This window comes from Faecalimicrobium sp. JNUCC 81 (assembly GCF_053667625.1).
In genome coordinates, this window is record NZ_CM132203.1 from 451,507 (window position 1) to 476,253 (window position 24,747).

23 protein-coding genes and 1 tRNA gene are annotated in these 24,747 nt (G+C 28.4%); 18 read left to right on the top strand and 6 right to left on the bottom strand.

Going from position 1 to position 24,747, the window contains the following annotated elements; all coding sequences use genetic code 11:
• The 6 genes from JNUCC81_RS02295 (at position 1) to JNUCC81_RS02320 (ending at position 3,739) form a co-directional block, all read left to right on the top strand.
• Positions 1 to 867, top strand: a complete 867-nt coding sequence (locus JNUCC81_RS02295) for a radical SAM protein (protein WP_454095137.1) — start codon at positions 1 to 3, stop codon at positions 865 to 867.
• Positions 864 to 1,805, top strand: a complete 942-nt coding sequence (locus JNUCC81_RS02300) for a radical SAM protein (protein ID WP_454095138.1) — start codon at positions 864 to 866, stop codon at positions 1,803 to 1,805. The genes JNUCC81_RS02295 and JNUCC81_RS02300 overlap by 4 nt, the downstream gene beginning before the upstream one ends.
• A gap of 11 nt (positions 1,806 to 1,816) precedes the next feature.
• Positions 1,817 to 2,632: a lipoate--protein ligase family protein gene (locus JNUCC81_RS02305; RefSeq protein ID WP_454095139.1), complete on the top strand. Its 816-nt coding sequence runs from the start codon at positions 1,817 to 1,819 to the stop codon at positions 2,630 to 2,632.
• Between the two features lie 164 nt (positions 2,633 to 2,796).
• Positions 2,797 to 2,988, top strand: coding sequence for a CooT family nickel-binding protein (locus tag JNUCC81_RS02310; protein WP_454095140.1), 192 nt, complete (start codon positions 2,797 to 2,799; stop codon positions 2,986 to 2,988).
• A gap of 24 nt (positions 2,989 to 3,012) precedes the next feature.
• Positions 3,013 to 3,429: a DUF3842 family protein gene (locus JNUCC81_RS02315; RefSeq protein WP_208332014.1), complete on the top strand. Its 417-nt coding sequence runs from the start codon at positions 3,013 to 3,015 to the stop codon at positions 3,427 to 3,429.
• A gap of 16 nt (positions 3,430 to 3,445) precedes the next feature.
• A complete protein-coding gene (locus JNUCC81_RS02320; protein ID WP_454095141.1) occupies positions 3,446 to 3,739 on the top strand; it encodes a zinc transporter in 294 nt (97 codons plus the stop codon).
• Positions 3,740 to 3,960: 221 nt separating this feature from the next.
• On the opposite strand, the gene JNUCC81_RS02325 is transcribed toward JNUCC81_RS02320, so the two are convergent.
• From JNUCC81_RS02325 to JNUCC81_RS02335, 3 genes are all read right to left on the bottom strand, one after another.
• The gene (locus JNUCC81_RS02325; protein WP_454095142.1) at positions 3,961 to 5,151 is read right to left on the bottom strand and encodes a tyrosine-type recombinase/integrase; all 1,191 of its coding nucleotides are present in this window, start codon (positions 5,149 to 5,151) and stop codon (positions 3,961 to 3,963) included.
• Positions 5,152 to 5,226: 75 nt separating this feature from the next.
• Positions 5,227 to 5,433, bottom strand: a complete 207-nt coding sequence (locus JNUCC81_RS02330) for an excisionase (protein WP_454095143.1) — start codon at positions 5,431 to 5,433, stop codon at positions 5,227 to 5,229.
• A 16-nt stretch (positions 5,434 to 5,449) separates the two neighbouring features.
• A complete protein-coding gene (locus tag JNUCC81_RS02335) occupies positions 5,450 to 6,445 on the bottom strand; it encodes a replication initiation factor domain-containing protein (protein ID WP_454096364.1) in 996 nt (331 codons plus the stop codon).
• Between the two features lie 793 nt (positions 6,446 to 7,238).
• Here JNUCC81_RS02335 and JNUCC81_RS02340 point away from each other — a divergent pair.
• The 9 genes from JNUCC81_RS02340 (at position 7,239) to JNUCC81_RS02380 (ending at position 15,749) form a co-directional block, all read left to right on the top strand.
• Entirely contained in the window at positions 7,239 to 7,919 is a 681-nt protein-coding gene (locus tag JNUCC81_RS02340) for a DUF4176 domain-containing protein (protein ID WP_454095144.1), read from the top strand.
• Positions 7,909 to 8,205 carry a hypothetical protein gene (locus JNUCC81_RS02345; RefSeq protein ID WP_454095145.1) on the top strand — a complete coding sequence of 99 codons (297 nt, stop codon included), beginning with the start codon at positions 7,909 to 7,911 and terminating at the stop codon, positions 8,203 to 8,205. The genes JNUCC81_RS02340 and JNUCC81_RS02345 overlap by 11 nt, the downstream gene beginning before the upstream one ends.
• Positions 8,206 to 8,215: 10 nt before the next feature.
• Positions 8,216 to 8,434: a hypothetical protein gene (locus JNUCC81_RS02350; RefSeq protein WP_454095146.1), complete on the top strand. Its 219-nt coding sequence runs from the start codon at positions 8,216 to 8,218 to the stop codon at positions 8,432 to 8,434.
• Between the two features lie 3 nt (positions 8,435 to 8,437).
• Positions 8,438 to 9,997 carry a hypothetical protein gene (locus tag JNUCC81_RS02355; protein WP_454095147.1) on the top strand — a complete coding sequence of 520 codons (1,560 nt, stop codon included), beginning with the start codon at positions 8,438 to 8,440 and terminating at the stop codon, positions 9,995 to 9,997.
• A 15-nt stretch (positions 9,998 to 10,012) separates the two neighbouring features.
• On the top strand, positions 10,013 to 10,696 hold the full coding sequence (locus tag JNUCC81_RS02360; protein WP_454095148.1) for a PoNe immunity protein domain-containing protein: 684 nt from the start codon (positions 10,013 to 10,015) through the stop codon (positions 10,694 to 10,696).
• Positions 10,697 to 11,083: 387 nt separating this feature from the next.
• Positions 11,084 to 11,176 (top strand) — tRNA-Ser (locus JNUCC81_RS02365).
• A gap of 325 nt (positions 11,177 to 11,501) precedes the next feature.
• Positions 11,502 to 13,085 carry a chloride channel protein gene (locus tag JNUCC81_RS02370; protein ID WP_454095149.1) on the top strand — a complete coding sequence of 528 codons (1,584 nt, stop codon included), beginning with the start codon at positions 11,502 to 11,504 and terminating at the stop codon, positions 13,083 to 13,085.
• Positions 13,086 to 13,228: 143 nt separating this feature from the next.
• Entirely contained in the window at positions 13,229 to 13,534 is a 306-nt protein-coding gene (locus JNUCC81_RS02375; protein WP_454095150.1) for a hypothetical protein, read from the top strand.
• 172 nt (positions 13,535 to 13,706) lie between these two features.
• On the top strand, positions 13,707 to 15,749 hold the full coding sequence (locus tag JNUCC81_RS02380; RefSeq protein WP_454095151.1) for an ATP-dependent helicase: 2,043 nt from the start codon (positions 13,707 to 13,709) through the stop codon (positions 15,747 to 15,749).
• A 137-nt stretch (positions 15,750 to 15,886) separates the two neighbouring features.
• On the opposite strand, the gene JNUCC81_RS02385 is transcribed toward JNUCC81_RS02380, so the two are convergent.
• Positions 15,887 to 16,882, bottom strand: a complete 996-nt coding sequence (locus JNUCC81_RS02385) for an asparaginase (RefSeq protein ID WP_454096365.1) — start codon at positions 16,880 to 16,882, stop codon at positions 15,887 to 15,889.
• Between the two features lie 776 nt (positions 16,883 to 17,658).
• Between JNUCC81_RS02385 and JNUCC81_RS02390 the strand changes: the two genes are divergently transcribed.
• Positions 17,659 to 18,810: a cysteine desulfurase family protein gene (locus JNUCC81_RS02390; protein ID WP_454095152.1), complete on the top strand. Its 1,152-nt coding sequence runs from the start codon at positions 17,659 to 17,661 to the stop codon at positions 18,808 to 18,810.
• Between the two features lie 19 nt (positions 18,811 to 18,829).
• Positions 18,830 to 20,002 carry a tRNA uracil 4-sulfurtransferase ThiI gene (thiI, locus tag JNUCC81_RS02395; RefSeq protein ID WP_454095153.1) on the top strand — a complete coding sequence of 391 codons (1,173 nt, stop codon included), beginning with the start codon at positions 18,830 to 18,832 and terminating at the stop codon, positions 20,000 to 20,002.
• 43 nt (positions 20,003 to 20,045) lie between these two features.
• Here thiI and pflA read toward each other — a convergent pair whose 3' ends face one another.
• Positions 20,046 to 20,783, bottom strand: a complete 738-nt coding sequence (pflA, locus tag JNUCC81_RS02400) for a pyruvate formate-lyase-activating protein (RefSeq protein ID WP_454095154.1) — start codon at positions 20,781 to 20,783, stop codon at positions 20,046 to 20,048.
• A gap of 339 nt (positions 20,784 to 21,122) precedes the next feature.
• Entirely contained in the window at positions 21,123 to 23,354 is a 2,232-nt protein-coding gene (gene pflB / locus JNUCC81_RS02405; protein ID WP_454095155.1) for a formate C-acetyltransferase, read from the bottom strand.
• Positions 23,355 to 23,673: 319 nt separating this feature from the next.
• On the opposite strand from pflB, the gene JNUCC81_RS02410 reads away from it, so the two are divergent.
• Positions 23,674 to 24,618 carry a calcium/sodium antiporter gene (locus tag JNUCC81_RS02410; RefSeq protein WP_454095156.1) on the top strand — a complete coding sequence of 315 codons (945 nt, stop codon included), beginning with the start codon at positions 23,674 to 23,676 and terminating at the stop codon, positions 24,616 to 24,618.
• Positions 24,619 to 24,747 lie beyond the last annotated feature (129 nt).

A 24,747-nucleotide genomic window follows, 5' to 3' on the forward strand; every position in this document is an offset into this window, starting at 1 on the left:
ATGAACTTATCAGATAAAATGAATAAAGCATTTAATATAAAAAAGGAAAACTTTGGTGATAAGATAGAATTTGCATATCCAAATGAAACATTGGCTGTTAGTACAACTAATAACAGTTGTAATCTAAGTTGTGCCCATTGTAATGGTCACTATCTAAAGAATATGACACCTATAAAAGAGTATAAATCTAAAATAAAAGGTAAAAATGTAAGCAGCTTCTTGTTAAGTGGTGGATGTAGTTTTGAAGGAGATGTTCCTATAAATAATCATATAGACACATTGAAGAAGCTAAAAAAAGATAGATATAAATTAAATGCCCATTTAGGCCTTATGGATAAAGAAAGTATAGAAAATGTTTGTAAATATCTAGATGTAGTTTCTTTTGATTTAGTATTTGATAAAGAAACAATAAAAGAGGTATATAAAATAGATAAAGATAAAAAAGATTATATAAATGTATATGAAATAATAAAGCAAAATGCTGAAGTATCACCACATATATGTATAGGGTTAAAAGGTGGTATAGTAAAAGGAGAATATGAAATCATAAATTATCTAGCTAAAAATCCTCCCCAAAAACTAACATTCATAGTTTTAATACCAACAAAAAACACCGAATATGAAAATGTAAATCCACCTAATTTAGATGAAGTTTGTGATGTACTTTGCGAGGCAAGAATTCAAATGCCAAATACACATATAAATTTAGGTTGTATGAGACCTAGGGGAATGTATAGAAAAGAATTAGATAGTTTAGCCTTAATGTGTGGAGTTAATAAAATAGTTCTACCAGCCAGAGATGCTAAAAACAAAGCAAATCAAATGAATATGACTATATTAGAGAGTAGGGAGTGTTGCGTATTATGATTAGATTATCCTTAGGCAGTGCTATAGAGCTTGGATTATTAAATAAAGCTAGCGATATCCCCCCTACAACCGCTTATATAATGATTGGTGATAAATGTAGCAATAAATGTACATTTTGTTCTCAATCAGCAGAAAGTAGTACAAGAAAAGACAAACTATCAAGGGTTATTTGGCCAGAGTATTCAAAAGAAGATATACTAAGAGCTCTAAAGTCATACAACGGAGAGCATATAAAGAGAATTTGTATTCAATCAATGGCAAGTAATGAGGCTCATAAAGAAGTTGAAGAATTTATATCTTATATAAAAGATGAAATTGATTATCCGATTTCTCTATCTGCAAAACTTGAATCTGATAAAGATATAGAGAGATTTTTTAGATGTGGAGTAGATAAAATAGGAATAGCAATAGATGCTTGTAACGAAGAGTTATATGAAAGTATAAAGGGAAATAACTACAAAGAAAAGTTAGAATTGATAACTAATATGGCAAATAAGTACGAAGATAAAATAAGCACTCATATTATAGTTGGATTAGGTGAAACTCATAAAGATATACATGACTTATATACATATTTAAGAGATAATAAGGTAACTGTAAGTTTATTTGCATTTACACCTGTAAAAGGAACTAAAATGGAAAATATAAGTCAACCTAATATTGAAAGTTATAGAAGAGTTCAACTTATGACTTATATGATAGATAGAGGATATAGTAAAGAATGTTTTAAATTTGAAAATGGGTATGTAACTTATATTGAATTAGATGATGTTATAAAAGAAGATATAAATAAAGGTTATCCTTTTGAAATAAGAGGCTGTAAAAATTGTAATAGACCTTATTATAATGAAAGGCCAGGAAGTACTATTTATAATTACTCAAGAAGTTTAAATGAAGAAGAGATAAAATTGGCTGCAAAAGAAATAAATTTAGCTTAGGGGAGAATTTTATGAATCAGTGGAGAGTAATAAGAAATAAAACATACAATGGTGCTATGAATATGGCGATTGATGAGGCTATTACAATTGCTTATAAAGAGGGAAAAGTAAAACCTACATTAAGATTTTATACTTGGGAACCAGCATGTTTAACTATAGGATATTTCCAAAAGCTTGAAGATGAAATAGACTTAGAAGCTTGTAAAAAATTAAATGTAGACTGTGTTAGAAGGATTACTGGTGGAAGAGCAGTTCTTCATGAGGATGAACTAACTTATAGTGTTATTGTAGGTGAGGACAATTCATTAATGGATAAAAGTATAAACTTATCTTACAAATTTATAAGTGAAGGGTTAGTAAAAGGTCTAAACTTATGTAATATACATACTGATAATTTAAGTAAGGGAGAAAGAATAGGTAGAGATAATTTATCAGCAGCATGTTTTAATGCTCACGCTTCTTATGAAATAACAATGAATAATAAAAAGGTAGTAGGAAGTGCTCAAAGTAGAAAACACGGTGTAATACTTCAACACGGGTCTATAGTATTAGATTTTGATGTAGATAAATTATTTGAATTAATTAAAACAGAAAATCAGGATAAAAAAGAGAGATTAATTAAATTTACATCTAGAAAAGCTAGTGGAATAGAAAATGAATCTAAATTAAAAATAGATATAAATGAATTGGAAGAAAATTTAATAAAGGCTATGGAAAGTCATTTAAATGTAGAATTTTTAGAAGAAGAACTAAGCGAATATGAGTTAAGTTTAGCTAATAAGTTATATGAAAAGTATAACTCAGATGAACACAATAAAAAGAGATAAATTTAATTGACTTTATATAAAACAAAGTGCTATACTCAAAATATAGTAAAAAATAGTAAAATATAATATAAATTTTGAAATCATGAAGGTTTCTTCGGTGTATTGAAATACCTGAAGAAACTTTTTTTGGTTCAAATAAAAAATCATTTTGGGGAGGGGTTTATATGTGTGAATCAGCAGCTTATGTGTTAAGAAATGAAAGATTAGAAAGAGTAATGGATAATGTAGTAAGTGTAGATCCATATGAAGGTAAAGTTTATTTAACAGATTTATTAGGAGAACAAAAGATAATCGATGGTGAAATAAAAGAAATAAAATTAATGGATCATAAGATAATAATAAAAGAGAGTAACTAAAACAAGATATTAGGGGATAAACATATGATAATAGCAGTTATAGATGGAATGGGTGGAGGAATAGGATCTCAGATAGTATCCACTCTTAGAGACGAATTACCTACATATATAGATATATATGCACTAGGTACAAACTCTATTGCAACTAGTGCAATGATGAAAGCTCACGCCAATAAAGGGGCAACTGGGGAAAATGCAATTGTGACATCCGTAAAAAAGGCAAATATAGTAGTATCGCCAATATCTATGGCTATGCCAAATTCTATGATGGGAGAAGTAACCTGTAAAATAAGTGAAGCTATAGTTGATAGCGAAGCTTTAAAGATATTACTTCCAATAATGCCTGAAAATATTGAATTAGTAGGCTTAGAAAATAAGCCATTAGCTTTACTGATAAAGGATGCAGTTAAGGTTATAAAAAAGGAATTTAATATAAAATAATGGGGGGATTAAAATAATGTTTAGTAAAGATATTGTAAGATATCACCATGGTCATGACCATGACCACGATCATTGCCATGAACATACTCACACTCGTGGAGTAGAAGTTGAAAATAAAGATGAGAAAACTTTAAAAATATTATTACTTCACTGGGTAAACCATAATGAAACTCATGAAGAAGGATTTAGAGAGTGGGTAGAAAAAGCTAGAGAAATAGGGAAAGAAGAAACAGCTAATCATATAGAAAAAGCTATAGAATATATGCAAAAAGCTAATGAAATGTTAATAGAAGCAAAAAAACATATGTAATGCTAAATAAGAATATGATGCAAATATTGTATCATATTCTTTGTTTTTTATTTAACATAAATAAAATATAGATTTTTGATTATCTTTATATATCTTTTTAAATGTCTGTACATCCTTTATTTTCAATGATTACAGACATTTATATTATCCGCTAATACTTATATATTTTTATATTTCTTTTCATATTTTCACTGTCAAACGTGGTATAAATCGTAGTAAAATTATATAATCAAATTTCTCATTTCTTTCTTTATTCCATCTATAGAAGCATGAGTATATAGATTTAAAGTAATATTAATATTTGAGTGTCCCATAATGTACTGTAAGCTTTTGGGATTCATATTTTTACTTGCCAATCTAGTACAGAATGTATGACGTAAAATATGAGGTGTTATTTTGGGTATTTTATTTTCATGGTATTTGTTATATTTCTTTGTAAGGCTAGAAAAAGTTGATGTATAATAAGCGTTAGTCATAGGATATCCTTTTTCATTAAGAAATAAGAAATTGCTATAGCCATCAATCTCTATATAATTGACTTTCTTCTCTCTTGCTATAACACGTTCAAACGCCTTACAAACCTCATCACTCATAGGAATATCACGTATCCCACTTTTTGTCTTAGGAGTTTCGATGTAATACCCAACTTCCTTATTTCTCAACAACTGATGATTAACATGGATAAGCTGATTTTCAAAATCTATATCATTCTTAGTCAATCCACATAATTCCGAAATACGAAGTCCCGTCTTTAACAGTATCACAAGTTCATCATAATATTTACGATATGTTCTATCAGTTTTCGCAAAAGATAAAAGTTGTTCTTCATGCTCTTCTGTAAGTGCTTGTTTTGAATTAGAATTATCCTCTATAACTGTATTCAATACAAAATCAAAAGGATTCTTCCTTACATAATCATCTGCTATTGCAATATAAAATGAAGCTTTTAGAGAACGTTTATAGTTATTGATAGTTTTATACGCATAATCCTTTTCTTTCATGCGTAAAGCCCATTCTTTGGCGTCTGAGGGCTTAATACTATCAATACTCCTTGAACCTAGCTTATCTTCTTTTAGTAGCTCCATGAGCTGTTTGCGTTGATATTGAGTACTTTTCTTTACATTAGCTCTATGAGAGTTTTGTTTAGCATAAAGTTGACAAAGTGTCATCTTCTTACCTATCGTATCTATACCATCTTCTATATCTTTTCTTATATCTTGTTCTTTTTCTCTAAGAGATAAACAATCACGTTTACCTTTTGGAACACTATCTGTTGTAACAAGCTTCCAAGAATATACACACTGTGTTTCTCCTAATGCGTCTACATATTTATATAAGTATCTTCCATCATTTCTTTGGCTCTCACCATTTTTTAAAATACGACCTTTGTTATCTCGTCTTTTTTCCGACATTATATCTGCTCCTTTCAATAGAAAGAGCCTTGATATGACATATTAAAATAATATCATATACAAGACTCATTTTCACTAAATTGTATCTAATTTATTTATTACTTCTTCAAATTGTTTTCGTTTAATCTGAACACGATTTCCATTCATAATAAACCAGTTGGCATGTTTATTACTTTCTACCAATTTACGAAGTTTGTTCTGTCCGATATTAAAATACTTTGAAGCTTCTTCAATGGTAAGGGTATATTTTTCCCATACAGGAATTTCATTTTTAATACTCATAGAATCCCTCCCTGTATCATCTTTTCACATTATAATGAACATAAGGTATTAGCTCTTCACGTTCTATACGTTGTAAATGAGCCGTAAGTTTACTTGCAAGAGAAGGACTGTAATGTACTTTAGAAAGCATATCATCAATACATTCTAATTCGCCAAGAGCATTATGTTCTTCTAAAAAGTAAAATCCTTTGACTGCTGATAGTACACCACCGTCCTTGAGCCATTGTTGTGTTCCTACAAGTGAGTTTTGAGTACGTTGGATATGCAATTTCAAAGGCTCTACAGCACCTAAAAAACGTTCCCAAAAGCAACAAGTTTTCCAACGACTTTTATTGCTTTCGTTCTTATCGGCTATAACAAAACGTAGATTGTCAGATAGTAGACCAAAAGCAAGTTTTCCTAATTCTAGCGGATTATCTTTAAATAACATGGCAAAAGCATGAGCCTTTTCACCACGTAGTTGGATTTCTGTACGTTTCCAACTTCCAATCTCATCAATAGGCTTGTTGTACTTTACACTCACTTCTTTATCTTTATCATAAAAGCGATAGGATATAGCTGATTTTCCAGCACCAATATAGACCGTTCTTGCTAACTCCTGTTCATCATATTTACTATCATTGAAACGATGAAAATCACTAGTTGATATATATTCTCCCTTTTCACATTTCTTACGTATATGTGCAGGTGTGAAGAATGGAACTTCATTTCTATCATCAATGGCTATATCTATTCTTGTAAAGTGAAATTCTGTACTAAAGTATCGTTCACACTTTTTAAACATATCTCCAAATGTATTTCCTGTACTGTCAAGTATACGGAAAATATCATCACATCCTCTACCCGTAATAACAAGGTAACATCCAAGTCCTAAAGGGTTGTTCTCTGTCTTTTGTGCATTGCCAGATATATAAATATCTCCTACTTGCCAACGTGTCTGATAGCTTTTATATTTAACTTTTGCAGGATAACTAATAAAAATATCTGGAGGAAGATTCAAGACATGTCGGATAACATCTTCTGTCTTAGCTGTATCAAATACAATACTTATATAATCAATTTTAACGGTTAAATATTCATGTTTTGCGATAATATATTTCTCCTTTCTATATGCAATTTTTGTGCGGGGTAAAAATAGCTTTTTATCCAGTATTCATGCGGTTTTCAATAATTATGACATGTATGCGCAGGGCGGTGTTACATGTATGCGCAGGGCGGTGTTACATATACGCCCTATGGAACGCCTAACGGCGTTCCCTTTCCAAATATACCAACCTGTCCGTTCCACGTCTTGGGGACGTGTCCGTCCAGTTTGGCACATTTGGAAAGTACAATTTTCAGTTTAATATTATTCATCCTTTCATACACCACTACAGTTAGAAATACTCCTTTAGGACAGTTTTAACAAAATTTTCACTTTAAAGTAAAATTAAAATACTCCTTTTTACCCTTCTATTATTATTACGAACATAGTACTCGAGATTCCGTAAAATTTCAAAAAAATCATGTAATTATAATTAATATCAGAAATAAAATATGGAATGTTATAGATTGATTTACATTCTATTCTCAGATAAATATAAAAATATATAGATTAATAAAAATAAATAAATTTTCACATTTATTTTTTCTCTTTTTTAATTTATTTTAAGACTATAATTTGTATTATTTTAATTCTTATTGGCAAAGTTTTTATATTTAATATGGTATAATTTACATAAAACTATGAAGCGAGGTGAATATATGACAAAAAACTTTAATGATAGACACATGTAAAATAAGTTAAATATAATAAGGGGGATATTATGGATAATATTTTTAAGAATCAATTAAAGTTATCTTTTAAAGATAAAAAATCTAGAGAATTAAAAATTAGACAAGAAATTATTAGTTTCTTTATTGAGTTAGCAGAAAGAAATTTATCTACTTTAAAATTTATACTAGAACATGTAAATGCACAAAAACTATATAAAAACTCTAGCTGTAATTTAATAATAGCTTTTAATAAAGATACAGTTACATTAAATTTAAATGAAAGTTCTTTCGATATTTCATTAAAAAACTTTAGTCTACTTATTATTAATATAATTGATTTAATTGAACCTATCTATCCTTTAGGAACTGTTGTTAATTTGAAAACTAAATATTTAAATAATCTAAGTAAAGGCAATAAAATTAATGAAGCTACTTTTGTAATAATAAATAGATTTATATATGTAGATGGTATAAAAACATATTTTCAATATACAGGTATTCCATATCCTGTTGGAAGTTTAGGATTTTCAAAAAATTTATATTTTACAACTGAATTAATAGATAAGGTAGTGCATTTAGGGTATTCTGATGATAAAGAAGATGCCTTTATTTACATGATGAAAAAAGAATTGATTATAGACAAAAATTATTGTTCTATTGGCTATGCGTCTAAAACTGATAGAGATAACTTAAATTCATTATTGAAGGAGGTTAGATATATTGGGGAATGAAATAAAAATTAAAATAACCGAATTAGAAACACAAATAAGTAATTTAAGAGCATCTATAGATAAGTTAAGTCCTTATACTAATTCATTTATTTCAAACACGAGAGAAAGTTTTGAAGGGTTTAATTCTGACTTTATTAGCAAAGTTGATAGTGTTATTAAACATTTAGGTGATGATACTGCTAAAAATATTATTAAAAAGACAGAATCAATTTGTAATGATACAAAAGTTATATCGGATTCCTTCAAAGAGCTTGATAATGAAATAAAAAGTAGCATAAATAAATAGGGGGAGCGTTATGGGAAGATGTACGGAATCACAAGGTAGAATGATAATTAATAATTTTCAACAAGATATAGAAAATATTAAATATAAAATATCAAAAAACTTTTCTGATATGGATTTAGAGAATAATTATGCTCATGAAGATATAAAAGAAATTATAGATCAAATGAAGTCAGAGTGTAATAGATTAGAAGAGCGAATAATTAGTAAAAAAAATAGGCTGAAAGGGTAATATATGAAAAGGGATATAAAAATTAATTTTGGAGTAATAGATGATGTTATAAAGAATATATCTGATTATTATGACGCTCTCTCTGATATTGATACCTCTCTTAGGAATATAAAGCGTATATTAGGAGAAAATACGGGAAAATCAATAGATTCTTTAACATCCAATTACGATGAGTTAACAGATGATATAGAAGATTGTAAATCTGAATTAAGTGAAGTTAGACAATTATTGTCAAATTACTTAAATGAAATGGGTTCATATATACAACCAGTTTATAGAAGTAGTATAATGCAAGTAGACAGAAATGATGTTTGGGCTAACTTACATAGTATAGAAAATTCAGTAATGGGATTTGTTCAATCAATAGCACATAGTAGAAATAATTGTGCAGGTAGTTTTACTTTTGATGAAGATAAAGTTAAAAATGAAAGAGCAAATTATGAAATTATTGAAGAAATTAATTCAGATGTAAACAACACGTTAAATAAATTAAATAGTAAGATTGATGAACTTTGGAATATTTATAATAATAAGATTGTACCTTTTGAAAATACTGATGACGCATTTAGAGGAAAAGCAAAAGAAACTTATTTTAAAATTGCTGGTTTTGGCGAGATTGTAGGAGATTTCTTTTCTAACCTTGGAGAGTTTGCTGGTGATACGGTAAGTGGACTTGTAAATTCACTATTGGATTTAGCAAAAGGTGTAATTTCATTAGTTAAAGGAACTATTTGTTATTTGGGAAGTGCGGTTGTTTTACTTGTAAATGCTCCATTTGGAAATGCACCAAGTTGGGCTAAGGATTATTTTAATAATACAAACAACTTAATAGAGAATATACTTAATGACCCTATGATAATTGTTGAAGGAATATCTCAAGAAGTATCTGATACAGTAGACCAAAAAGGAGTATGCTATTCAACTGGATATGTTGTTGGTATGGTAGCTGGTACTAAAGGTATAGATAAAATAACTAAAGCTACTAAAGGATTGATATCAAGTAAAAAATCATCTAATATAAATGTAGTTGATGATATTGTAAATCAAGCAAGTAATAAAATAGATGATTTATCTAGTACTACTACTAGAGGAACTAGTGGAGCTAAGAACTCTGTTGATGATATTATTAATGGAGTAGAAAAAGGTGATATAAAGCTGACTAATAATATACAAAAGGGTAACTACGGAGAAATGAAGATGGATAGTTACTACAAACAACGAGGTTATGAAAGAATAAGCTTGGATAAGGTCTCTGGGTTAGATGATGTTACACATCAAGGAATAGATGGAGTTTATTATAATCCAGATGGTCATCCTCCATATGTTATTAGTGAAGCAAAGTATGGTAGTTCAAAGCTTGGCATGACAAATGATGGGAAACAGATGAGCTCTAATTGGATAGATAATAGATTAGATAATGCTGTAGGAAAAGAATTGGCAGATAAAATCAGAATGGAATCTATCTTAAATCCTGATAATGTTCAAAGTCAATTGATTCATGTTACACCAGAAGGTTCTATTAATAAATCGGTCTTAGATGAATTTGCAAAAAAAATAAAATAATAAAGGGAGGTAACGATGAGAGATACTATTAAAAATAAAGAATATTTTATAGCGTGTATAAGTTATGAAAAGGATAGAATAAATAAATTTACTCAAGCACTAGAAAGTATAGGGATTGAAAATATTAAAGGAAGAAATAACGCAGTAACATACTTAGCAAATTTTAATAAAAATCTTTTTAAACTATCATATTCAATTGGAAATTCTGTTGAAGATATTTATTCCTACTATGAAAAATGGATTAGGTACTATAGTGAAGTATGTTCAGAAAATGATAGTTTGTATGATATAATAGACTTGTTTTCGATATCAGTGTTTTATGAAAAAAGAAAGGATGAATTTATTCCGTATTTGATTAAAATTATAAATCATTTAAATTTAGATGATGGTATGTTAAATTTATGCTTACAGTTTCTTGGTTTAGAGTTCAAAGGTAGTAAAGAATCAAAATTATCATATTTAAATAATCTGTTAGATAATAGTGAAAATAAAACTGAAATTTTAGGAGATATTTTAAAAGATTGGTATAAACTTCATCAAGATGCTTATTGGTATGATACACATAAGTTAAAAAATGATACTTATTGTGGTTACTGGAGTTTTGATTTAGGAGCGATTGCGAAAATTTTTAATTTAAATGACAAAGAATTAGAAGGTCAAAAATATTATCCATACGATTTAGTTCATTTTAACGATTAATAAATAGAGCATTTTAATTAAGTAAACCTTAGTTAAAATGCTCTTAATTAAATATCAAACATATCTATGGAGTACCATAAAAGAGATTTTAGAAAGGCAACTCAAATTGCCTACTAAAAATATAAAATATAATAAATGTTTTAAAAGGTTAATCTTTCATAATAGAAAGCATTAACTTTTTTTATATCATATCAAGACTTTTTCATTAGTGGTAAATTCGTAGTAAAATAGATAGTTTTTTATTTTATAAATGGTAATAAATATAGTATTTTAGCAGATAATCATAATATATATTTAAAATTTATATAAAATAAAAAATATACAAATTTATGAAATAAGGTTGACCTTATTAAAAAAATATTATATTATATATTTATAAGTTAATACGGAGAAGTACTCAAGCGGCTCAAGAGGATCCCCTGCTAAGGGATTAGGCTGGATTAAACCGGTGCGAGGGTTCGAATCCCTCCTTCTCCGCCAGTAAAGACTATCTATTTTAGATAGTCTTTTTTATTATAATAACATTATATTTAATTCTTAATATAGTGTATAATAGAAGCATATGATTATATTAGGAGGTATTTAAATGAAGTAAGAATAAGTAAGAAGAATTAAGCGCTATAATGAAATATGTATTAAATTATTTGATACATATAGCATATAAAGACAAGATTTAAATTATATAAAAAGTAGATTTTTATTTATAAAACTATATTTTTTCTGTAATTTAACAAATTCTTCATAATAAAGCATATATAAAATATTAGATAGGATAAAATTATAGAGCAAGTGAGGGAAGTTAGAAATGATAGATATTAAAAATAGTACATTTAATATACTAAATAAAGTAAAAAATCTTAAATATAGAATAGTTATAGATTCGTTAATAGTGGGTATGCTAGTAGGTCTAGTAATAGTTTTAAATAGATTTTTAGCAAGTGAATTAGGGAAATTATTTATGAATATGTATAAATTTGCGAAATCTCATGTATACAGTATACCATTTGTATTTTTAATACTTGCAATACTTGGATATTTTGTAGCTAAGTTATCAAAGAAAGAACCCATGATAAGTGGTAGTGGTATTCCTCAAGTTGAAGGAACACTTATCAGAAAATTGAATATGAACTGGTTAAGAGTTTTGATGTATAAATTTATTGGTGGTGTTGCTTGCTTAGGAGTAGGACTATCTGTGGGTAGAGAAGGTCCATCAGTTCAAATGGGAGCTTGTATAGGTCAAGGAGTGTCTAGTAAGCTAAATAAACTTGACTACGAGGAAAAATATTTAATTACAAGTGGAGCAAGTGCAGGGCTATCAGCAGCATTTAATGCTCCATTATCAGGAGTTATGTTTGCATTAGAGGAAGCGCATAAAAACTTTTCACCACTCGTTTTACTTTCTGCTATGGTAGCATCTTTAAGTGCCGATATTATATCAAAAGGATTTTTTGGTATAATACCATCTCTTGAATTTTCAAAACTAGCAATTATGCCTCTTAAATATTATTGGGTATTAATTTTTCTAGGTGTTATGGTAGGTATAAGTGGAGTAATATTTAATACAGGAATTTTAAAAACACAAAGTATATTTAAAAATAGTAAAATGAAAATAGAGTATAAAATAATAATACCATTTTTATTAGCAGGACTAATTGGAATTATATCACCAATTTTATTAGGTGGAGGTCATGAACTTATAATGAGTTTAAAAGGTATGAATTTTACTATAACTACATTACTTATATTTTTATTTGTAAAATTTATTTTTACATTTATTAGTTTTGGGTCTGGAGTTCCTGGGGGGATATTTTTCCCATTATTAGTATTAGGAGCCTTAGTAGGAAATATAGTTGGGTTAATTGGAGTTAATTATTTAGGAATACCTAATGAATATTTAATTAATTTTGTGGTACTTGCTATGGCAGGTCATTTTGCAGCGTCAGTAAAAGCTCCAATAACAGGTATATTACTTATATCAGAAATGACAGGCACATTTGAACATTTATTACCACTAGCTATAGTAGTAATAATAGCACAATTAACATCAGATTTATTAAATGCAAACCCAATATATGAAGAACTTTTAGACAGAATACTTCATAAGCAAGATAAATGTAATACAGAAATATCAACAAATAGTAAAACGCTATTGGAAATAGGAATAGAATTAGATAGTTGTATAGAAGGAAAATATATAAAAGAGATTAATTGGCCTAAAAATGCTCTAGTTGTATCTATTACTAGAGGGAATAAAGAAATACTACCAAAAGGAAATACAAAAATACATGTTGGTGATTATATGGTAGTAATGACAGATGAATCAACATCATCAGAGGTGTTAGAAGAGATATCAAAACTATCTAAAAATAGTAAAACTGAAAATAGCTAAAGATAATATTATCTTTAGCTATTTTTTTTTACCATTCAATCAAGAAAAATAACCATTTATACATTATATATTTAATTAATACTTTTTTATGATATATATGAATAGAAAGCGATTTGAAAAGTAGAGAAATGAGGAGAATGTCTTTGAATAATGATGAGTATGATAAAAAACTTATTGAAGATAGTATAAAATTACAAAAAAAATTATCTATTATACTTCTTATATGCACGACACTTATATGTAGTGGACCATCAATATGGTTAATCTTAAGAATGCTAAATAATGAGACTGAAAAATTGCTATTTACTGCATTATGTGCAATTCTAACGTTAATTTATATGACGTGGTCATGGTGTGCATTTTTCTATGAAATAAAAATGGAAAGAGAACTAAAGGAATTGGAAGATTTAGTGGATGAATATGAACGTAAGTTATATAAAGAAAAATAGTAGCTAACTTTAAAGTCTATGGAAAACTTACATACTTATGTATTACTGTATACTTTTTAGTTTACAATCAGATATGAGGTTTTATTTTAGGATACTTTATATAAGTTTTATGATTTATATATTATAATAAATTAGTGACCTAAGATAAGAAACTAATTTAAGGTGGTAATATATGATTAGTATAGATAAGTTAAATGAAAATCAGCTAGAAGCTGTTAAACATATAAATGGACCATGTATGGTACTTGCGGGACCTGGTTCAGGTAAGACAAGAGTAATAACATATAGAATAGCTAATATGGTTGTAAATGAAGAAATAAAGCCTACAAGTATATTAGCAATAAGTTTTACAAAGGCATCATCTTTAGAAATGAAAAATAGGGCTTTAAGCTTAAGTAACGATTATAGAATGAATAAGGTTACATATGGAACTTTCCATTCAGTGTTTTTTAGGATACTAAGATATTTTGAAAAATACAATCTTGAAAGTATACTTGATGAAAAAATGAAGAGAATGGCTATAAAAGGAATCTTAAAAAGCTTAGAAGTAGAAAATGGAGAAGATGACGAAGTTGTAGGTCAGGTTATAAATGAAATATCGTATGTAAAAAATGAGCTTATGGATAAAGTTGATTTTAAATCAGAATTACTAAGTAGTGATGAGTTTATAAAAGCTTATAACTTGTATGAAGAACATAAAGAACAGATAAATAAAATAGATTTTGATGACATGTTAATAAAGACATATCACTTACTGCAAAATAAAAAATCTGCACTAGATATGGTAAGAAATGTATATAGATATATTTTAGTAGATGAATTTCAAGATATAAATAGAGTTCAATTTGAAGTACTTAAATTAATATCAAATCCTAATAATAATATATTTGTAGTAGGAGATGAAGACCAAAGTATATATGGATTTAGAGGGGCTAGACCTGACTTTTTACTACAATTTGAAGAGTATTTTAAAAATACTAAAAAAGTACTTTTAGATATAAATTATAGATCAAAAGATGAAATTATAAACGTAGCTAATAGGCTTATAGAAAAAAATGAAAATAGATATGAAAAAGTAATCAAATGCAACCAAGGTTTAGGAGCTAGAGTAAACTATATTTCGCCAGATGATTCAGAAGAAGAAGCTGTTTTTATTGGTAAAGATATATTAGAAGAAGTAAAAAAAGATTATGTTGAATACACTGATTTTGCAGTAATATATAGAACTAACATACAATCAAGGGCATTAGTAGATGTTTTTATGGATATGAGAATACCTTTTGTTGTAAAAGATGCAATAGTTACTATATATGATCATTGGGCATCTCAAGATATCTTAGCTTATTTAAGAATTGGATTAAATCCTAATTCTAATAAAGATTGGGTCAGAATTATAAATAAGCCATTTAGATATATATCAAGGGATAGTATAAATATGATAAAAGATGAGAAAGACTTTATAAATTCACTTATAAACAAATGTGAGCTAAAGCCAAATCAAATAAAAACGATAAATGATTTAGAAATTGATTTAAGTTACTTAAAAACTTTAAATCCTAAAAATGCTATATCCTATATTAGGACAAGTTTAGATTATGATAGATATATATTAGACTACTGTACAAATAGGAAAATTAAAGCTAATGGATTAGTAGATATATTAAATGAATTAGAAAGTTCAGCAACAAACTTTAAAACTATAGAGGAATATCTAGATCATATAGAAAGAGTAAAGAGTGAATTAGTTGATAATAAGCATAATAAAAATACTGATGGTGTCATATTTACAACAATGCATAGCGCTAAAGGGTTAGAATTTAAAAATGTTTATATAATAGGAGCTAACGAAGGTACCATACCTCATGAAAAGTCATATGATTTAGATGATGATAAAAAGAAAGCAGAACAAATTGAAGAAGAAAGAAGACTTATGTATGTAGCAATAACAAGAGCGGAAGAAAATTTATATATAAGTTCACCTATTAATAAATATGGAAAGAAAGTATCAAAATCAAGATTTATTGACGATATAAAGGCTCCAACAAAGGAAGAGATGGATAATATAATAATAGGAGATAAAATATATCATAAGAGATTTAAAGAAGGTACTGTAGTACAAAAAGAGAATAATCTTATTAAAGCAAAGTTTAATGATGGAGAAAGAACATTCGATTATAAATTATGCTTAACTAAAAATATGATATGGAAAATATAGAAAAATGCGCTTTGCTTAAGCTACTGTGTGGGTGCTGCACTTCATGTCGCCAACGCCTGCGTCCGTTGACCAAGGTCATATATAGGTATTATAAAAGGCTTATCTTAAAAATCACTTTAAGATAAGCCTTTTGAATTCTAGTAATATATTCCTTTTTCAAAGAAGTCTTTTATTTCATTTAGATCATTAGTTTTTCCAAGGGCTAACATTAATTTTATTCTAGCCTTTTGTCCTGGAAGATCTCCACCGAATATACATCCAAGATTTCTTAAGTCTTTTCCAGAACCTAAGTATCCATAGCTATCAAATACTCTACCAGAGTGGCATCTAGATACTATGACAACAGGTATATTATTTTCTCTAGCATATTTAACACCTTCATACATTTTAGGAGGGATGTTACCTCTACCCATAGCTTCGATTATAATTCCTTTATATCCATTATCAGTAGCAAATTTTATAAATTCTTCATCCATTCCTACACCAGATTTAAATAATGCAATTTTAGATTCAACTTTGTCTGTGTCTATTACAGTTCTAGAAGATACAGTTTTATATAAAACAAGCTCATTACAATCTATTATACCTAAAGGGCCAGATCCAATAGATTGGAATGTATTTAATGATAAAGTACTAGTTTTAGTAGCTTCAGAAGCTAGCATAACTTCATTGTTTAAAACAATAAGAACCCCTTTGCCAATAGCCTCATTAGATATAGCAGTACAAACTGCAGCTGATAAGTTACTAGGACCATCATATCCAAGCTCAGAACTACTTCTCATAGCACCAGTAACTATAACTGGCTTTATACTAGTAATAGTTAAGTCTAAGAAATAAGCAGTTTCTTCTAAGCTATCTGTACCATGTGTAACTACTACACCAGATATATCTTCTCTTATAAGTAAATTATTTATATAATCCTTTAATTCCATCATTCTTTCTGGGGTTATATGAGGTCCAGGTATTTCATCAAAATTAAGAACCTCAACATCTGCAACCTTATCTATGTTTGTAACCATAGACATTATTTGCTCACCAGATAAAGTTGGTATAGCAGCACCAACTTTTTCATCTACAGTCATAGATATAGTACCACCAGTAAAAACTATAGCAACTTTCTTTTTAGTCATAATAGTATCCTCCTACCATTTTAATATATAATAAATAAATTATATCAAAAAAAACCTATATAGGTCTATTGGATAAAATTAAAAAAGTATAAAAAAAAAGAGCTCGGGGAAGCTCTTTTTTTTGCATTAAATTGATTTCCGTAGTCAATTTAATATTTTTAAATGGATATAAAGTATATCCGTTCAAAAGGGGTATTGGGAATAGAGATTTTAATTAAGGTTATCAGGGGGATAACCATGTATTTATAATAACAAAATTCGACAGAAAAATCAATAGTTTTTCAAAAAATAATTTTTATTAAATAAAAAAACAAAAAAATAAAACCTACTTCTTTTCCGATTGAAAGTAGGCTGATGAATACTCGGTATTCATCAAATGGGGTATTGTGAATAGAGATTTTACTAAGGTTATCAGGGGGATAACCTTAATTAAATAATATCAAAATTCGACAGCTTAATCAATAATTTTCCACGAAAAACATAAAAATTTACAAAATATGTTAATAAAAAATAATTTATATAAATAAAAATACTTAAACAGGTAATTATTATAAATTAAAACAACATATTTTAATCCATTAAGGTATTAAATATTAAAATATATAAAATTTAATGTTATAATATAAAGATATGAATTTTAAATAAAGTGCATAATATACAATAAAGCAAAGAAATAATTAAAGTTTGATTTATGTAAAACTTTTATTATTCTAGTACGTAAGATATAAATTTGGTAAAAATAAATAATATATATCAATAATAGAAAGTTGGTGTAACATATGGAGATATATTTAGATAATAGTGCGACAACTAAACCATATAAAGAAGTAGTCGAAAAAATGGTTTATGCACTTAGTACGGATTATGCGAATCCATCTTCTTTACATAGAAAAGGTATAGAAGTTGAAAAAAATATAAAATCTATAAGACAAGATATAGCAAGATCTATTTCAGCAAAAGATAAAGAGATATACTTTACATCTGGCGGAACGGAATCTAACAATACTATAATAAGAGGTGTTGCTAATTTATATAAAAAAAGAAAAAATCATATAATATCTACAAAAATAGAGCATCCATCTGTTTTAGATACACTTAAAGACTTAGAGAGTGAAGGCTTTGAAGTAACATATTTAGATGTTAATGAAAATGGAATAATAGATATTGAGGAATTTAAGAAATCATTAAAATCAACAACATCTTTAGTAACCATGATGCATGTAAATAATGAGATAGGTGCTATTGAGCCTATACAAGAAGTAGGTAAGCATCTAAAAACGTTAAATGATAAAGTATATCTACATGTAGATGCAGTACAATCTTATGGAAAGATTAATTTTAAGCCATCAAGATATAATATAGATTTTATGAGCGTAAGCGGACATAAATTACATGGACCTAAAGGTATAGGGTTTATGTATATTAAAGAAAATAATAGATTGAAACCTCTTTTAACAGGTGGAGGACAAGAAATAGGAATAAGATCAGGTACAGAAAATGTTCCTGGTATATATGGATTAGGAGAAGCTATAAAAATAACAAATAAAGATTTAGATAAGAATATAGAAAAAATAGATAACCTAAAAAATATACTAAAAGAAGGTCTATTAGAAAACATAGATGATATAAAAATAAATTCTAGTGATGATGGAGTATGCCACATATTAAACGTTTCTTTTAGAGGGATTAAAGGAGAAGTATTACTTCATTACTTAGAACAAAAAGGAATATATGTATCTACAGGATCAGCATGTTCATCTAAGAAAAAAGGAAGTCATGTGCTAAATGCAATAAAACTTAATCCTGATGAAATTGAAGGAGCTATAAGATTTAGTTTAAGTGATATGAATAATGAAGAAGAGATATTAGAAACTATAAAAATAGTAAAAGAATTAGTAAACGACTTAAGAATGATAATAAGAAGACGATAAAAATTAAGAGGTGATGGTATTGTACAATATATTAATAGTTAAGTACGGAGAAATAGGTGTAAAAGGAAAGAATAGATACTTATTTGAAAATAAGCTTATAAAGAATATAAAAAATATGTTAAAGCCAATTGGTAACTTTAATGTTTATAAAGAGTACGGAAGAATATATGTAGACTTAGAAGATTATGACTATGAAGAAGTTATAGAAGAAGTAAGACAAGTATTTGGTATAGTTGGAGTATGTCCTGCTGTAAGAGGAGAAAAAAGCTACGAAAACTTAAAGGAACTAGCATTAAAAATGTTAGAGGAAAAAATAGAGCAAGGATATAAAAGTTTTAAAGTTGAGTCAAGAAGAGGGGATAAGTCATTTGAATTAACTTCTCAACAAATGAGCTTAGATATAGGTGGATATTTAGTATATAACGTAAAAGATAGAATAGCAGTAGATGTTAGAAATCCAGAAGTAAAAATAAAGTGTGAATTAAGAGAAAATCATGTTATGGTGTATAGTGATACTGTAGCAGGTTATGGTGGATTACCACTTGGAACTAATGGTAGAGCGATGTCACTTTTATCAGGTGGAATAGACTCTCCAGTTGCATCTTGGATGGTTGCTAAAAGAGGTATGGAGTTAGAATGTGTACATTTCCACAGTTATCCTTTCACAAGTGAAAAATCACAAGAGAAAGTTAGAGATTTAGCTCAAATACTAGCAAAATACTGTGGCAGAGTAAGACTTCATAAAGTTAATATGTTAGAAATACAAAAAGAGATAGGTCTTAAATGTAAAGAAGAAGAGATGACTATAATATCTAGAAGATTTATGATGCAAATAGCTCAGAGATTAGCAGATAAGAGACATTGTGAAGCTTTAGTTACAGGAGAGAGTATAGGACAAGTTGCATCTCAAACAATACAAGGATTAACTTGTACTAATGCAGCTGTAAGTATACCAGTATTTAGACCATTAATAGCAATGGACAAGACAGAAATAATAGAAATAGCACAAAAGATTGGTACATTTGAAACATCAATATTACCAGAAGAAGACTGCTGTACAGTATTTTCTCCAAAAAAACCAGTAACTAAGCCTAGATTAGAGAGAATAGAAAAATCAGAAAGTGCATTAGATGTTGAAAAATTAATAGAGGATGCAATAGCTAATGTAGAAGTAGAAGATATAGAATTTTAATAATATATAAATAAAAAGATGGCAATCAATGCCATCTTTTTTACTAGTTTTTCTTAAATACTTTAGCTCCAAATTGCTCAACTATCTCAGTAGCTTTAGCTATATCTTCACTAGTAGCATTTTCTACATCCTTTAATTCGTAATCTATTCCCATACTTTCCCATTTGTGAACTCCCATAGTATGGTAAGGTAATAATTCAAATCTATCAACATTATTAAGAGTAGATACAAACTTACCTAAAGCTTCTAAATTTTCTTTAGTGTCTGTAATTCCTGGTACAAGAACATGTCTTATCCAAACAGGGATATTTCTTTCATCTAAATGTTTAGCTAATTTTATAGACTTTTCAATTCCTACACCAGTTAAATTCTTAGATTCTTCTTCAATCATATGTTTTAAATCAAGTAAAACAAGGTCTGTATTATCAAGTATAGGCTCTATTGTTTCTATATTTACAAATCCTGAAGTATCTAAACAAGTGTGTATATCATTTTTCTTAGCTTTAGCAAATAACTCTGTTAAAAACTCAGGTTGTAAAGTTGCTTCACCACCTGATGCTGTTATACCTCCACCAGAGAACTTCATGTAAGAAGCGTATTTTTTAGCATCTGCTATTATTTCATCAGTTGTATATTCTTTTCCACCCTTTGGATCCCAAGTATCTCTATTATGACAATATTTACATCTTAATGGACATCCTTGTAAAAATAATATATATCTAATTCCAGGCCCATCAACTGTACCAAATGTTTCTATAGAATGAATTCTTCCTTTAACCATATCGCTCACCTCATAAGTTGTATTTATAAAATTTATTAAATATATAATAAAATATATTGTATACAAAAATCATCTCTAATTAAATTATATGATAATTAGCACATAAAGTCTACAGATCTATATAATAATTATCTTCTAATATTATACTATATACCCAAAAAATATGTATTTAAACAAAAAAATAACATTATTGAATGGTAAAAAATAGGATAGTAGGGTGTAAGTATATGATTTATATAAAAAAGAGGGTGTAAGTTGATGAAACTTACACCCTGAAAAATATTTATACTTTGATTAATTGATTGTTAAATTGTCTGGTTTAAAGTTTAGTTGTTATAATTAGCACATTTTTCCGTGGAATGTTCTGTTTATAACGTCCATTTGTTGTTCTCTTGTTAATTTTATGAAGTTAACAGCATATCCTGAAACTCTTATAGTTAATTGAGGATATTTTTCTGGATGTTCCATAGCATCTTCTAAAGTAGATCTATCAAATACGTTAACGTTTAAGTGATGAGCTCCGTCTCCGAAGTATCCATCCATCATTGCTGATAAGTTAGTTACTCTTTCTGCCATATCTTTTCCTAAAGCACCTGGTACTATAGAGAAAGTATTAGATATACCATCTTGAGCATGTTCGTATGGTAATTTAGCAACTGAAGATAATGAAGCTAAAGCACCACTGTGATCTCTACCGTGCATTGGGTTAGCACCTGGAGCAAATGGTTGACCAGCTCTTCTTCCGTCAGGAGTGTTACCAGTTTTCTTACCGTAAACAACGTTTGAAGTTATTGTTAATATAGATTGAGTATGGTAAGAATCTCTATAAGTCTTGTTCTTTCTTATTTTGTTCATGAAGTTTTCTATTAAGTCACAAGCTATTTGGTCAACTCTGTCATCGTTGTTTCCGTATTGTGGATATTCTCCTTCGATTTCGAAGTCAACAGCTATACCTTGTTCATTTCTTATAGTTTTAACTTTAGCATGTTTTATAGCAGATAATGAATCAGCACATACTGATAAACCAGCTATACCACAAGCCATAGTTCTGAATACGTCTCTATCATGTAAAGCCATTTCTAATGCTTCATAAGAATACTTATCATGCATATAGTGGATTACGTTTAATGTATTTACATAAAGGTTAGCTAACCAATCAGTAAATGGCTCGAATTTAGCCATAACTTCATCGTAGTCTAAGTATTCTGAAGTTATTGGTTCAAATCTTGGTCCAACTTGAACTAATGATTTTTCATCAACCCCACCGTTTATAGCGTATAATAAAGTTTTAGCTAAGTTTACTCTAGCTCCGAAGAATTGCATTTGCTTACCTATCTTCATTGCAGATACACAACAAGCTATACCGTAGTCATCTCCCCAGTATGGTCTCATTAAATCATCGTTTTCGTATTGTACTGAACTTGTATCTATAGATACTTTAGAACAGAAATCTTTGAATCCTTGAGGGAAGTGGTTTGACCATAATACTGTTAAGTTTGGTTCTGGTGATGGTCCTAGAGTGTAAAGAGTATTTAAAACTCTGAATGAGTTTTTAGTTACTAATGTTCTACCATCTATACCCATACCACCGATTGATTCAGTTACCCAAGTTGGGTCTCCAGAGAATAAATCATTGTATTCAGGAGTTCTTAAGAATTTAACCATTCTTAACTTCATAACGAAGTGGTCCATTATTTCTTGAACTTCTTCTTCAGTTATAGTACCAGCAGCTAAATCTCTTTCGAAGTATATATCTAAGAAAGTAGAAGTTCTACCTATAGACATTGCAGCTCCGTTTTGATCTTTTATAGCACCTAAGTATCCGAAGTATAACCATTGAACAGCTTCTTTAGAGTTAGTAGCTGGCTTAGATATATCAAATCCGTAAGTAGCAGCCATAGCTTTTAATTCATTTAATGCTTTTATTTGATCAGATATTTCTTCTCTTAATCTTATAACACCTTCGTCCATAGTAGAAACGTCTAAAGTGTCTTTTTGATGATTTTTGTCAGCTATTAAAGCGTCAACTCCATAAAGAGCAACTCTTCTGTAGTCTCCTATTATTCTACCTCTACCGTAAGCATCTGGAAGTCCTGTTACTATACCAGATTTTCTAACAGCTCTCATTTCAGCAGTGTAAGCATCGAATACCCCTTGGTTATGAGTTTTTCTGTATTTAGTGAATATTTCGCTTATTTCTGAATCACATTCGTACCCGTAAGCTTTACAAGAATTTTCAACCATTTTTATACCACCAAATGGCATAACAGCTCTTTTTAAAGGAGCGTCAGTTTGAACACCAACTATAGTTTCTAATTCTTTATCTATATATCCTGGAGCGTAAGCATTTATCATAGATACAGTTTTAGTATCAACGTCTAAAGTTCCACCATTGTCTCTTTCCTTTTTGAAAAGAACCATTGCTTCGTCCCATAATTTTTTAGTATTTTCTGTAGCTCCAGCTAAGAAAGAGTCATCTCCTTCATATGGAGTGTAGTTTAATTGGATGAACCCTCTAACATCTATTTCCTTAGTCCATCTACCTTCTTTGAATCCTTGCCATGCATTCATATTGATAGCCTCCTTAAATTAAATCAGGTTTAAATTTTTAAAAGTTAATTTTTATATTTCTAAAATCTAGCTAGATATTTTTTAAACAATATAATCATAACATAGAATTAGTATTTTGTATACAATATTTATGTATGATTTTGTTGTTTTATGGGAGAGAACTTTTATTGTTCCTCTCTTTTGTATTAAATATATACCCACTAAATTAAACATATAAACAAGAAAATATTACAAATTTTAAAAATAGATATACTACTAAACTCTCTATCATATATGTATAAAAATTGAATATTTATATATATAGGAGGGGATGATTTTTATGTTCATTATAGTATTACTATTTTTAATTGGTTTCATACTAATTACTAAAGGTGCAGATATATTTATAAATTGTACTGTTGAAATTGGTAAAAAGACTAATATATCAGAGTTGATATTGGGAGCTACTATAGTAAGTTTTGCTACTACGCTTCCGGAGATGACTGTTTCATTATTTGCTTCAATAGATGGACATGCGACGATGAGTTTAGGAAATGCAGTAGGGTCTATAATATGTAATACAGGTTTAGTTTTAGGACTAGTAGCATTTATAAGTCCGTTTAAAGTAGATAAGAATATGTTTATTTCAAAATCAATACTACTTTTAATATGTGTTATAACTTTAATACTTTTAGGTCTAGATGGAAATATTACGAAAATAGATTCAATAGCATTATTAGCATTACTATCAATATATATGTACACTAACTATAAAAGTGTTGCTAATGAAAATATGAACTCTAGAAAGGCTAAACCTAAAACTAGTTTAGCAGAGGCTCTAAAGATAGGAATCTTCTTTGTACTAGGTCTTATAATGATGATTGTAGGATCAAGGTTACTTGTAGATAATGGAGTAATAATAGCTGAATTTATAGGAATACCACAATCCGTTATAAGTTTAACAGTTATAGCATTAGGAACATCATTACCAGAACTAGTTTCATCAATTACAGCAATAAGAAAAAAACATCATGCAATTTCAGTAGGTAATATACTAGGAGCTAACATATTAAATATAGTATCAGTTATAGGAATATCAGCTATACCAAATAATATACCTATATTATCTCAAAATATTTCATTAGATTTTCCATTTATGGTATTACTACTTCTTACATTAATATTACCTACTATTAAAAAGCATAAGTTATATAGATGGCAAGGATTAGTAATGTTAGGTACATATTTTACATATATAATTACATTATATTCTATATATATTTAAGCATATAAGTAAAAGCTAAGTTTATATCGTCGTGAATACTATACCTATATAAGGGACAAAATACTAATTGCATATTATTTAAAATAAATATATAATGGGTAGGTTAAGATAAATTGATTACGGAAAGGA